The sequence below is a fragment of the Streptomyces kebangsaanensis genome (assembly GCF_001906585.1).
Lineage (GTDB): Bacteria > Actinomycetota > Actinomycetes > Streptomycetales > Streptomycetaceae > Streptomyces > Streptomyces kebangsaanensis.
Genome location: NZ_JUJA01000049.1, coordinates 1 through 11,722, shown reverse-complemented (window position 1 = coordinate 11,722; position 11,722 = coordinate 1). Strand labels below are relative to the sequence as shown.

General features: G+C 69.8%; 10 protein-coding genes and 2 pseudogenes. 7 read left to right on the top strand and 5 right to left on the bottom strand.

Annotation, left to right across the window (positions count from 1 at the left end; genetic code table 11):
• The 3 genes and pseudogenes from RH94_RS07220 to RH94_RS46585 form a co-directional block, all read left to right on the top strand.
• Positions 1-645, top strand: a pseudogene (locus tag RH94_RS07220) (helix-turn-helix domain-containing protein); the annotation flags it as partial.
• Positions 642-1,406, top strand: coding sequence for an HAD family hydrolase (locus tag RH94_RS07215; protein WP_079188931.1), 765 nt, complete (start codon positions 642-644; stop codon positions 1,404-1,406). The pseudogene RH94_RS07220 and the gene RH94_RS07215, both read left to right, overlap by 4 nt.
• A 175-nt stretch (positions 1,407-1,581) precedes the next feature.
• Positions 1,582-2,029, top strand: a pseudogene (locus RH94_RS46585) (IS5 family transposase); the annotation flags it as partial.
• A 358-nt stretch (positions 2,030-2,387) separates the two neighbouring features.
• On the opposite strand, the gene RH94_RS41210 reads toward RH94_RS46585, so the two are convergent.
• Positions 2,388-2,642, bottom strand: coding sequence for a hypothetical protein (locus RH94_RS41210; RefSeq protein ID WP_199880887.1), 255 nt, complete (start codon positions 2,640-2,642; stop codon positions 2,388-2,390).
• Positions 2,643-2,744: 102 nt separating this feature from the next.
• On the opposite strand from RH94_RS41210, the gene RH94_RS07205 reads away from it, so the two are divergent.
• On the top strand, positions 2,745-3,878 hold the full coding sequence (locus RH94_RS07205) for an IS630 family transposase (protein WP_324614242.1): 1,134 nt from the start codon (positions 2,745-2,747) through the stop codon (positions 3,876-3,878).
• A gap of 7 nt (positions 3,879-3,885) precedes the next feature.
• Here RH94_RS07205 and RH94_RS07200 read toward each other — a convergent pair whose 3' ends face one another.
• Together RH94_RS07200 and RH94_RS07195 are read right to left on the bottom strand one after the other, a co-directional pair.
• On the bottom strand, positions 3,886-4,398 hold the full coding sequence (locus RH94_RS07200) for a DinB family protein (protein WP_073946804.1): 513 nt from the start codon (positions 4,396-4,398) through the stop codon (positions 3,886-3,888).
• A gap of 76 nt (positions 4,399-4,474) precedes the next feature.
• A complete protein-coding gene (locus tag RH94_RS07195; RefSeq protein ID WP_073946803.1) occupies positions 4,475-6,427 on the bottom strand; it encodes an SMI1/KNR4 family protein in 1,953 nt (650 codons plus the stop codon).
• 601 nt (positions 6,428-7,028) lie between these two features.
• On the opposite strand from RH94_RS07195, the gene RH94_RS07190 reads away from it, so the two are divergent.
• The 3 genes from RH94_RS07190 to RH94_RS07180 are packed head-to-tail and all read left to right on the top strand — an operon-like array spanning position 7,029 to position 9,876.
• Positions 7,029-8,096 carry an amidohydrolase family protein gene (locus tag RH94_RS07190; RefSeq protein WP_079188930.1) on the top strand — a complete coding sequence of 356 codons (1,068 nt, stop codon included), beginning with the start codon at positions 7,029-7,031 and terminating at the stop codon, positions 8,094-8,096.
• A 2-nt stretch (positions 8,097-8,098) separates the two neighbouring features.
• Positions 8,099-8,854 carry a metal-sulfur cluster assembly factor gene (locus RH94_RS07185; RefSeq protein WP_073946802.1) on the top strand — a complete coding sequence of 252 codons (756 nt, stop codon included), beginning with the start codon at positions 8,099-8,101 and terminating at the stop codon, positions 8,852-8,854.
• Positions 8,851-9,876, top strand: coding sequence for an NAD(P)-dependent alcohol dehydrogenase (locus tag RH94_RS07180; RefSeq protein ID WP_073946801.1), 1,026 nt, complete (start codon positions 8,851-8,853; stop codon positions 9,874-9,876). Before RH94_RS07185 ends, RH94_RS07180 begins: the two co-directional genes overlap by 4 nt.
• Here RH94_RS07180 and RH94_RS07175 read toward each other — a convergent pair.
• Entirely contained in the window at positions 9,795-10,277 is a 483-nt protein-coding gene (locus RH94_RS07175) for a hypothetical protein (protein ID WP_073946800.1), read from the bottom strand. The two genes, RH94_RS07180 and RH94_RS07175, sit on opposite strands and share 82 nt — an antisense overlap.
• Positions 10,278-10,628: 351 nt before the next feature.
• A complete protein-coding gene (locus RH94_RS07170; RefSeq protein WP_073946799.1) occupies positions 10,629-11,510 on the bottom strand; it encodes a GNAT family N-acetyltransferase in 882 nt (293 codons plus the stop codon).
• Positions 11,511-11,722 lie beyond the last annotated feature (212 nt).

Sequence of the window (11,722 nt, the reverse complement as noted above, 5' to 3'; positions counted from 1 at the left end):
GCAGCCCACGCTTCGGGCGACTCCCGCCTGCGCGCCGGCGCTCTCGGTTTCCTCGCCATCCACGGTTACTCCGCCGGCGACCCGCGCGACGCCATCACCGCCGCCCGTACAGCGCGCCAGGCAATCACCGATCACGACGCCCCCGCCCTGAACGCCATGCTCCTCACCCGCCAGGCTCGCGGCCACGCCCGACTCCGTGAAGAGCGCCACGCCTTGGCCGCGCTTGCCGAAGCCGAAGAACTCTGTGCCCGCGGCCGGGGCGAGGACGATCCTCACTGGCTGTACTGGATCAGCCCGGGGGAGATCCTCGGACAGACCGGAAGCTGCTACCTCGACCTGGGACAGCCATCCCGGGCAGCCCAATCCTTCGCCGCGGCCCGCGACGTGCTCAGCCGGGACGAGACCCGAACCACCGCTCAGTTCCTCTCCCGAGCCGCGACCGCGCAGATGCGCGCCGGCGACGCCGACGCCGGCTGCGCCACCGCCCATGACGTCCTGACCCTCGCCGAAGGCATTCAATCCGCCCGCCTCGACGACCACCTGCGCACCATGCTCCATGAGGCGCGCTCCTACGGTGCCTCCTCAACCGCCCGGGACCTGCTGGATCGTGGGGAAAGCGTTATGCGTCAGCGAGCCGCCGCATGATCCTGGTTCTCTGGGACATCGACCGCACCCTCCTGTACACCGGCGACACCGACCGGCTGGTCTACCGGGAACTCTTCGAGGAGGTGGTGGGCCGGCCTGCCGAGCGTCTGCCCGCCCGGGGAACCGGGGTGACGATGCCCCTCGCTGTCCGGGAGCTGCTGTGCGCGAATGCAGTGGAACCCGAGCGGATCGAGGAACTCGCGCAACGCATCGTGCAGCGTATGCCTGCACAACTGGAGCGTCACCGTGGCGATCTTTCTCGCACCGGGCAGGTCATGCCCGGTGCACCCGCCGCCCTTGCCGCCGTGCACCAAGAGCCCGGGCTGGTTCCCACCGTCGTCACCGGCAATCTGCGGGGCAGCGCCGAGATCAAGCTCAAGGCTCTTGGCCTGGACGAGTATCTCGACCTCGGCATCGGCGGATACTCCTCCGACGACTCCCACCGCCCTGCCCTCGTACACGTGGCACAGCAGCGAGCCGGCACACGCCACGGGTGCACCTTCACACGGGAGACGACCGTGATCATCGGCGACTCTCTCGAGGACGTCCGCACTGGACGGGAGGGAGGCGCCCACGTGATCGGCGTCGCTTCCGGCACCACCTCAGCCGAGAAGCTCGCTGAGGCCGGCGCCTGTCACGTCGCCCCTGACCTAACCGACATACAACGCATAATCCGCCTGATCGACCAATGTGCCGCGTCGGACGTCGACCAGGGCTGTCCTGAGCCCCGGCAGGACGCGATGCCAGAAGAGTTCAGGTGATCGAGGTGCGGCCCAGAGAGCAGATGCGCAACCTCTCCCGCCGAGGCATTGAGCATCCAGACCGCGCACCACAGGACCGACCCGGCAACCACGGTGGCGCTTCTGGACTCCCTGCTCCTAGGGCCTGTCCGGTGGGTCCACGTGACTGCCTTGCATTGCGATCGTTCCGGTCAGCGTGGGGCGGGGTGATCTGTCGAACGAGGAATGGGCTCTTCTGGGGTTTCACTTGCCGAAGAACGTTGGATGCGGAGGGCGTTGGAAGAACCACCGTCGGGTGATCAACGGGATCCTGTTCCGTCAGCGGACCGGCATCCCGTGGCGGGATCTGCCGACGCGGTTCGGGAAATGGAAGACGGTTCATGACAGGCATCGAAGGTGGTCAGCGGACGGCACATGGGACAGGATTCTGCGGGCCGTCCAGGCCGATGCCGACGCGGAGGGCCGCATCGACTGGTCCATGGCGAGTGTGGACTCCACCGTGTGCCGCGCCCACCAGCACGCCGCCGGCGCTTGCAAGCAGGCACCACGGAAACCCGGTAAGCGCACCCAGCCCGTCCAGCATCGCCCCGATGAAGCCCTCGGTCGTTCACGCGGCGGGCTGAGCACGAAGATCCACCTAGTGCCGCATCAGGCAACGTTCGCCCTGTCGACCACGGTTTGTAGCCGCTCGTCGCTCGCGTGGCGCACAGCGGTGGACCGGGCAGCGACGGCGTCCGGTACGCGAGTGCCGCGGCGACCTGGCCGCTCTCGTCGTGGCTGGCCTCCTCCGGGTCGGCGAACCGGGTCAGGCATCAGGCGCGGGCGGCGAGTTCGGCCCTCGACCTGGCATTGGCTCCCGCGTGGTTTCGACCTGCCGCGTGACATGGAGGCCATGGTGCGCTCCGGGGGCACCCAGGCCGCCCCCGACCAAGGGTGCCCGGTGGTGCGTCCTCAACCGAGTGGTGAGCAAGCGGAAGTGACGTCGAACGTCCAGACGGACATTCAGAGACGTGTAACCAGACCCCATATGCCCAGCGCAACCAGTCCCGATAGGGCCAGGGTTGCGACGTAGCAACCACAGGAATTCAGTTTCCGCTCAATTGGGTCTTTCCCGCGCGCCAGGCTGTACTTCTTCCGCAACGATGGAACGAGTTCGATGACTGCAAACGGCAATGCCGCGAGCGCTAATGGCGAAGCAAGGACGAGGATCATCACAAAGCCGACCGGGCTTCCCTCAACGTACATGTGTGCGAGCACGCCTAAAGGCTACTGTGCCGCACCAGGCAGCATCTGCCCTTTGATGATGTGACGCGCTGCCGAGTGGCCGCTCGGGTGGCGCCGGGCCGTCAAGCTATGCGGGTGGCAGAGCGAGTACGGGTTCGTGAGATCGATGACGACGGGGGCCGGCGGCTGCTGCGGGTCATCCGCCGCGGCTCCGGGTCGGTGGTGACCTGGCGGCGTGCCCAGATGGTGCTGCTGTCCGCGCAGGGTATGCCCGTGGCGAAGATTGCCGAGGTGACGTTCACGAGCGCGGACCGGGTCCGGGATGTGATCCACAATTTCAACGCCGACAGTTTCGACTCTCTGTATCCGAAGTACAAGGGCGGTCGGCCCAAGACGTTCACCCTGCCCGAGCGGCGCGAGATCAAGAAGATCGCGAAGTCCAAGCCGGCCGAGCACGACTTGCCGTTTTCGACGTGGAGTCTGACCAAGCTGGCGGACTTCCTGGTCGCCGAGGGGGTGGTCGACGACATCAGCCACGAGGGCCTGCGCATCCTGCTCCGCGAGGAGGGCGTCTCGTTTCAACGCCTGAAGACCTGGAAGACCTCCCGCGACCCCGACTACGTGGCCAAGAAGGCCCGCGTCGAGCACCTCTACGCGATCGCCGACGGCGAGGTCATACCCGACGAGGGTGAACCCGAAGTCGTCTTCTGCATGGGCGAGTTCGGGCCGCTCAACCTGATGCCCCACCCTGGGCGGCAGTGGGCCGAACGCTCCGGCAAGCACAAGGACCCCGACCGCGAACCACGCCGACGGCGCCGGGCCACCTACAACCGCTACGGCGGAGTACGACATCTGTTCGCCGCCCTGGACCTGCCCAAGGACAAGCTCTACGGCCACATCAAGCCGGTCAAGAAGCGCACCCAGTTCCTGGAGTTCTGCCGCTACCTGCGCACCCTCTACCCGCCGCAGGTCCGCATCGCGATCGTCTGCGACAACTTCTCCCCGCACCTGACCACGAAGAGATGCCAGCGGGTCGGTGCCTGGGCCGCGGCGAACAACGTCGAGATCGCCTACACCCCGACCAACGGCTCCTGGCTCAACCGCATAGAAGCCCAGTTCACCGCCCTGCGCTACTTCACCCTCGACGGCACCGACCACGCCGGCCACAAGGAGCAGGGCAGCATGATCCGCCGCTACATCGTCTGGCGAAACCGCCACGCCGACGACCAGCGCCTACGCGCCGTCGTCGACCGGGCCAACACTGCCTGATCCGGCGCTACACGCCGGTAGTGCCATCGACGCGTTCCCGGACCAGGTCGGCGTGGCCGTTGTGGCGGGCGTACTCCTCGATCATATGGACGTAGATCCAGCGAAGGCTGACATCCTGCTCCATGAAGCGCCCCGTATCGGTCAGAGCACGCTCGGCACAGTTCTCACGGGCGCGGGCGATCTCCGCGTGCCAGGTGGCGAGGGCGTCGCTCAGGGTGGCGCCCGCAGCCACCTCGAAACCACCGTCGGGGGCATCCGGGTCGGCCTGCGGGTCGTAGATGGGCGGAGCCTGTTCTCCGGCGAACACGCGGCGGAACCAATTCCGCTCCACCTCCGCCATGTGCTGGACCAGGCCGGTCAGCGTGAAGCCGGACGGCGGCACGGACGCCTCGGCGGCCTGCTCATCGTCCAGCCCCTCGCACTTCATGGCCAGTGTGGTGCGGTGAAAGTCGAGCCAGCTTTCCAGCGTCGTGCGCTCGTCGGCGTTCAGGGGCGGCATAGGGCGATCGATGGCGCTCATCGGTTGATTATCGCCAGTATCCGAAGCCGTCGACAGGCGGGGCCTCACTACAGGGCGAACGTTGCCTGATGCGGCACTAGCCGCTTCCCGGCCCCTCGTCCTCCGTCCGCCCGCCGTCCGCCGGGAGTGGGCCTCCCCGGTGCATGCGGATCACCGTGTACGTCTCGCCGTCCCTCGGTGGCCGCGTCCAGGAGCGGGTGGCGAACGTGTGCAGCCGTCCGTTCACGATGGCGTGACGCGGCAGATGGGCACCGAACTGCCCGGTCACCGCTTCCAGCAGCGAACGTTCCGCCTCGGCACCGTCCTTCATGTCGCCGAAGAACCGGCTCGGATCCAGTGCCCGCGGTATCTCCCCGCTTTGTCGGATCTCTCCGTCCGCGTACGTGAAGGCGTACTGCTCGGCACCGTCTTCCGCCACCGAAAGGTGGAAGAACGGTTCCCCGTGCCATGTCCTCAGGCCGCTCCACACCACCACCGCGCGGGTGCCCGCGCCGGCGGCCGCGGCCGGGGAGACGAACCGCCGCCGGTCGAACGGGGCGGGGTCGCCGTCGAAGGCGAAGCTCCAACCGGTGCCGGCCCGGCCGACCGCCATGAGAGCCCTGTCGTCGTAGGACGAGAACTCCCTCTGGTGGTGCGGCGACCTGCGGCGCGCCTCCCAGAAGGTCATGGGTTCGTTCAGCACGGTGCCGTCCCCGTCCGCGAGACGTCCGGGCAGCTCCTCCGGCTCCACCCCCTCCACCAGGACGAACCGGTAGGACGTGCGGTGGCCGCCCGGGTCCGGCTCCGCGAGCCACGCCAGGTCGCCCGGGTCGAGCCCGGCCGTCGGACCCGGTGTCCCGCCCGCCTGCCCGCCCCGTGGAGTGGACAGCAGCTCGCGGCCCCGCTCCGGGGTCAGCAGCGGCCCGAGCACCGGGTCGGCCACCCACCCCAGCGGCGCCAGGTGGTCCGGTCCCAGCGGCTCCCACAGGGGCACGGCGTTCATCAGTGTCCGCCATGCCCCGTCGGTGTCTCCCCACCGCGCCAGCTCCCGCGCCCGCTCGACCGCCTCGCCGAACGGTCCGGCCGCTGTGTACCGGTACGTGCCGCTCCTCACCTGATCCAGCGTCGCGTAAGCCAGTGCCACCAGGTCGTCGTCGGCGCCCCGCAGGTGGAACGTCAGCGTGGAGTCGTCCCGGTAGGAGTGCGCCGCGTGCTCGGCGACCAGCGGCGGCAGCAGCTCGCGCGCGTACCGCGGGTCCGTCACCAGTCCGTCGAAGTACACCCTGGGGGTCTGGCCGAGCAGGCGGCGTACCTGGTCGCCCAGCCCGGCGGCCCGCGGCCTGCCGTACGCCTTGGCCTCGTCCAGCGCCTTTACGGCCCGTTCCCAGTCGCCGCGCAGCGCCTCCAGCCGGGCCTCCTCCACCTGGGCGTCCAGCTTCCGCGTCGTGTCGTTGGCGAACACCGGCTCCCCGTCGCTCCGGCGCGCCCGCAGGCTGTGGAACTCCCGGTGCATGTCCCGCATGAACTCGAGGAAGTTCGCGTGGCGCTCGGGTGGCGCGGCCCGCCAGCTCGCCCAGGTGTAGACGGCCCACTCGCCGTCCTCGTCCACGTCCTCGGGGTCCATCAGGACGTGGGTGGCGTCGGACTCCACGTCGAGCTGCAGCCCGCGCCGCCAGAGGTCCGCCTCCCGCCGCTCCTCGGGCCCGGCGTCCTCGTCCAGGTACTCCTCGAACACGTCCGCGAGTCCCGACTCGTTGTCGTGCCAGTGCGCGTCCTCGGTCCCCGCCAGCAGCCACACGAATCCGCCCGCGTGCCGCCACCCGTCGCTGACCTTGAGGAACTCCCGGTACGACGGGGGCATTCGCCGGCCGAGGCGCTCCTCCACGGCTGCGATCCGCTCCTCGGACGCGGGCGGGAACCCCAGCCACCGCGCCTGCCGCGCGGCCTCGTCGTCCCCGCCCCGCGCCTCGCCGTCCGGCAGGGAATCCGCCCACTCCCCGCTCCACCTGAGCAGGAAGGACCGCCAGTCGAATGCCGTGGTGTCCGTCATGCGCCCGATGCTGCCACCCACCACTGACAGCGCTCGCTGCTTGTCGCGGCCAACGGGACCCTCTCGTACGCGACCGGCACGGCGAGCCGTGCCGACGTGCTCACGTCCTGCTCGGCCGGGGGAGAAGCCGGCGAACTCCGCGTCGGTGAAGGCGATCCCAAGGCCGTGGGCACGCCTGCCTCCGTCCCGGAAACAGGCGTGCCCCAGCGCACGGGCGAGGATCACCACCTGCTGCTCGCCCGCGCCGGCGTCCCGGGCGGCGAACAGCTCCCGCGCGACCTGACCGGTACTGGTACCCGACGGAGGCCGTGGTCGGCGTCAGGGGGCGGGCACCAGGGACGCCGGGCAGCAGAAGAGAAAGGCCGACCGTGCGCGAGACGGTCACCGTGACAGTGCCGGAAGCGGTGCCGTGCCGCTCTCATGGTCCACGTCGACCTCCGGGAAGAGCCCGCTCTCCCCCTTCCCGCAGGCTGATCGCGGTGGCCGGGAAGCGCTCCCGGCCGGTCGTCCCGGAGTGAGACAGCCGACGACTCGCAGGCTGCCTGCTCCGTGCCTAACGTCGATTTTGTGGCACAAGGCGTTCACAGGGACGGAGGCCGACGTGTACAGCAAGGACGGCGAGAACTACTTCATCGTGGACGCGCACATCGCGCTGTGGGACGCACGTCCCGAGAACCAGCTCAACATCCACGGCAAGCAGTTCATCGACTGCTTCTACGACTACCACCGCAATCTCAGTCCCGAGTCGGAGGTGTGGCCGTACGAGGAGTACCTCTACTACGGCGGGCAGCGGCTGATGAAGGACCTCTTCGTCGACGGGTACGTGGACCACGCGATCTTCCAGCCCGCCCGGCTCGGCGCTTTCTACCGCAACGGCTTCGGGCAGACCGAGGAGGCCTTCGCGCTGGCCCGGCAGCATCCCGACAAGCTGACCTACAACCACTGCTGGGACCCCCGGTACGAGGAGCGGGGCCTCGACCAGCTCCGGCGGGACGCCGACCGGTTCCAGCTCAAGGGAGCCAAGCTCTACACCGCGGAGTGGCACGGCGACTCGCGCGGCTACAAGCTGGACGACCCGTGGTCCTACCGCTACCTGGAGATGGCCCAGGAACTGGGCATCAAGAACATCCACGTCCACAAGGGGCCGACGATCCGACCGCTGGACCTTGACGCCTTCGACGTCGCGGACGTCGACAAGGCCGCGACGGACTTTCCCGAGCTGAACTTCGTCGTCGAGCACTGCGGGCTGCCCCGGCTGGAGGACTTCTGCTGGATCGCCACCCAGGAGCCCAACGTGCACGCCGGACTCGCGGTCGCCATCCCGTTCATCCACACCCGCCCCCGCTACTTCGCGCAGATCATCGGAGAGTTGCTGTACTGGTTGGACGAGAACCGCATCCAGTTCTCCAGCGACTACGCGCTGTGGACGCCCCGATGGCTGATCGAGCGGTTCGTCGACTTCCAGATACCCGAGAACATGCAGGACGAGTACCCGCCGATCACCGTCGAGCAGAAGAAGAAGATCCTCGGCCTGAACGCGGCGGCCATGTACGGCATCCCGGTGCCCGCCGGGGCCGAGGTCGCGGCCACCGCCCCGGGCCCGGCCGCGAGCGAGGCCGCGGGCCCGGCCGGGGCCGCCTCCGTCGCGGCGCAGCCCACGGAGGAGTGACCATGCCCACCGGAGCACTGGAGCAGCGGGCCAGGGAGGCGCTGGACGCGGTCCTCGACCCCGAACTGGACGAACCCATCACCGACCTCGGCTTCGTCCGCTCCGTCGAGACCGGCCCCGACCGCGGGCTGACGGTGCACCTGCGGCTGCCCACCTCCTTCTGCTCCCCGAACTTCGCCTACCTCATGGCCTCCGACGCCAAGGACGTCCTGGCCGCCCTGCCGGACGCCGGCCCGGTCACGGTCCTGCTCGACGACCACCACGACTCCGACCTGATCAACCGCGGCCTGGCCGCCGACGCCGGGTACCGGGGTACGTTCGGCGCCGAGGCCGAGGAGAGCCTGGAGGAACTGCGGCTCGTCTTCCGGCTCAAGGCCCACGCCGCGGCGATGGAGCGGGCCCTCACCGCGCTGCTGCGGCAGGACCCCGCGCGCACCGAGGAGGAACTGCACGACGTGGTGCTCGGCGACCTGCCCGACACCGCCGCGACCCGCGCGCTGCTGCGCCGGCGCGAGGCGCTCGGTCTCGGCACGGCACCCTCGGAGCCCGTCCTCGTCGACGACGACGGACGCCCCTTCCCGCCGGACGAGATTCCGCTGCGACTGCGGTTCGCCCGCGCGATCCGCGTCTCGATCGACGGCAACGCCCACTTCTGCCGCGGTCTGCTGCGGACCCGCTACCCGGAGTCCGCGGCCGACCAGTCCCCCCGGGCCACGGATCCGCGGCCCGCCACGCTTCCCAAGGAGAAGACCTCGTGAAAGCAGTCCAGGTCGTCGGCTACGGCCGCAACCCCGAGATGACCGACGTGCCGGAACCCTCGGTCACCGGCCCGTACGACGTGGTCGTCAGGATCGGCGGCGCCGGTGTGTGCCGGACCGACCTGCACATCCTGGAAGGGCAGTGGGCGGAGAAGTCCGGGGTGACACTGCCCTATACGATCGGGCACGAGAACGCCGGCTGGGTGCACGCGGTCGGCAGCGCCGTCACCAACGTCGCCGAGGGCGACAAGGTCATCGTCCACCCGCTGATCACCTGCGGGCTGTGCCGGGCGTGCCGGTCCGGTGACGACGTCCACTGCGAGCAGAGCCTCTTCCCCGGCATCGACACGGCCGGCGGCTATGCCGAGTACCTGAAGACCTCCGCCCGCAGCGTGGTCCGCATCGACGACTCCCTGGAGCCGGCCGACGTCGCGGCCCTGGCCGACGCCGGCCTCACGGCGTACCACGCCGTGGCCAAGGCGGCCCGGAAGCTGCGGCCCGGCGACCGCTGCGTGGTCATCGGCGCCGGCGGGCTCGGGCACATCGGCGTGCAGGTACTCAAAGCCCTGACGGCCGCCGAGATCGTGGTCGTCGACCGCAACCCCGACGCGGTGAAGCTGGCCGGCTCCATCGGCGCCGACCACGGCGTCGTCGCCGACGGGGGACAGGTCGAGCAGGTGCTGGAGCTGACCGGCGGCCGGGGAGCGGAGGTGGTGATCGACTTCGTCGGCGAGGGCGGCGCCACCCGGGACGGGGTGCGCGTGCTGCGCCGCGCGGGCGACTACCACGTGGTCGGGTACGGCGAGAACATCGACGTGCCGACCATCGACATCATCTCCAACGAGATCAACTTCATCGGCAACCTCGTCGGCTCCTACAACGACCTGTGCGAGCTGATGGTGCTCGCCGCCCAGGGGCGGGTCCGCCTGCACACCACCCCCTATCCGCTCGACCGCTTCCAGGACGCCCTCACCGACCTGGACGCGGGCCGGGTCCGTGGACGCGCGATCCTCGTCCCCTGAGCGGGAACACCGGCGTTGTCACGTCGGCCGACCGGCCTGGGACGATCTTGGAACTGATGCTCGAGCGCGGCGTGCTCGTCTCCTGCGGACCGTCCGCCGGTGCCGAAGCGCACCCACAGCGGACAGGCGCCGGCGTCGCGGGCGAAGGTCGGCTTCTGCGCGGACGAGGCGCTGGGGCACGAATCGATCTCCACCACGAGGTCGGGCACGCCGGGCAGCCGCACCACCACGTCCGGTCGGCCGAACCGGCCCTTGCCGTCGGGGACCACCGGCAGGCGCAGTCCGCGGTAGGTACGGGCGTACTCCGCGAGTCGCAGCACCCCGTTGGCGGCCGCGGTCCGTCCGGCGTCCTCCTTCGAGGGCAGCAGCCGCGCGCCCATGGCGGTCACCCGGGCCGGCATCTCCTCGCGCGCCCTCCTTGCCCATGATCTCCTCGGCGGCGATGGCGCCCTGGAGGTGCTTGGACGCCCACCACCGCCACTCCGTCGCCGGCGGCGCAGGCATGTCCTGGGGCAGAGGCACGGCGTCCAGGAGTTCGCCCGCGCGGTCGGCGGCGGCCCTCGCCGCAGCCGACAGCTCCGCCTTGAGTGGCAGCTCGTTCTCCCGCCACCACTGACTCCGGCACTCCCCGCAGTGATCCCGTTTCTTGGCCGCCGCCCCCGCGGTGACCATCTCGGTGTGCCTGCGCACCGGGTGCGTGCAGTCGACGGGCCGGACGAGGTGATGTCCAGGTCCGGCCCGTCCGATTGCCGCTAGAGGTCGAGCTGGTGCTGGTGTGTCGTGTGCGTGGGTGTGTAGCCGAGACTGTCGTTGATCTGTCTCATGTGCGTGTTGCTGTCGGCGGTGTCGGTCATGAGGCCACCGAGGTCCGGATAGCGCCCATGGACCTGTCGGATCGACTCGGCCTTCATCCATCGGCCGAGGCCGTGTCCACGGTGCTCGGGCAGCACGCCGGTGCCGTAGTGCTGGCCGTCACCTGTGCCGTCGCCGGGGACGACGAGTTCGGTGAACCCGGCGATCGAGCCGTTGGAGGCGTCGACGGCGACGACGGTGTGCAACTGGTCGCCGCGCTGTTCGACGGCCTTCGCCGCGGCCCGGACGCGGTCCACGTCCCAGGTCACGGTGCCGTGGTCGCTGTCGTCCATGGGCATGTCGTCCATGGCGTGACGTGAGGCGGCGAACGTCTGGGCGAGGCCGTCGGGGACGGTTCCCCGCCATGACACCAGCCGGTAGCCGGGATGCGGACGTTCGATGATCTCGGCGAGGGCGGTGGTGTCCACATCGGCCAGTGGCAAGCGGGAGAACCTCAGGGTGAGGACCTTGCGGAAACCGCGAGCCGTCAGGAAGCGGTCGCCGGGCGATCCGGCCTCGGCCTGCGCGACAACGCGGCGTCGGGCGTTGTCCCGGGCGGCGGCCACGGCGGCGTCGAGCAGCCGGGAACCGACGCACCTGCGTCGCTCCGCGGGATGGACCCGGAGGGTCAGTTCGGCCAGGTGCTCCTGCCCCGGATCGGTGAACAGCCGCAGAAAGGCCGTCCCGACAGGGATGGAATCGGCGTCGGACGCCAGCCATGCAAGACGCCGGCTGTGCGGCCCGTGAGCGGGGTCGGTCAGTGGGGTGATGCGAAGCGACAAGGTGTCTCCGTCGTGAGGAGGCGGCAAAGGTCAGTACGCGGGCTCAACTGCCGGGCACTCCTGCGCATGTGCTCCACACCTCCTCGTCGACGGCACCGGTCCGGAACAACACGGACGGCCGGGAGAATCCAGCCGGTCCATCGGTTCCCCGGCAAAGGGCTGGCGAAAGACCGGTGCGAGCGTGTGGTCACAGCCACTCATCGAGGGCCGCG

Bases quoted from the DNA above. Each gene is read 5' to 3' on its own strand.
- RH94_RS07185 (WP_073946802.1), top strand. From the start codon at position 8,099: ATGCCCACCGGAGCACTGGAGCAGCGGGCCAGGGAGGCGCTGGACGCG.
- RH94_RS07175 (WP_073946800.1), bottom strand. From the start codon at position 10,277: ATGCCGGCCCGGGTGACCGCCATGGGCGCGCGGCTGCTGCCCTCGAAG.
- RH94_RS07200 (WP_073946804.1), bottom strand. From the start codon at position 4,398: ATGAGCGCCATCGATCGCCCTATGCCGCCCCTGAACGCCGACGAGCGC.
- RH94_RS07215 (WP_079188931.1), top strand. From the start codon at position 642: ATGATCCTGGTTCTCTGGGACATCGACCGCACCCTCCTGTACACCGGC.
- RH94_RS07195 (WP_073946803.1), bottom strand. From the start codon at position 6,427: ATGACGGACACCACGGCATTCGACTGGCGGTCCTTCCTGCTCAGGTGG.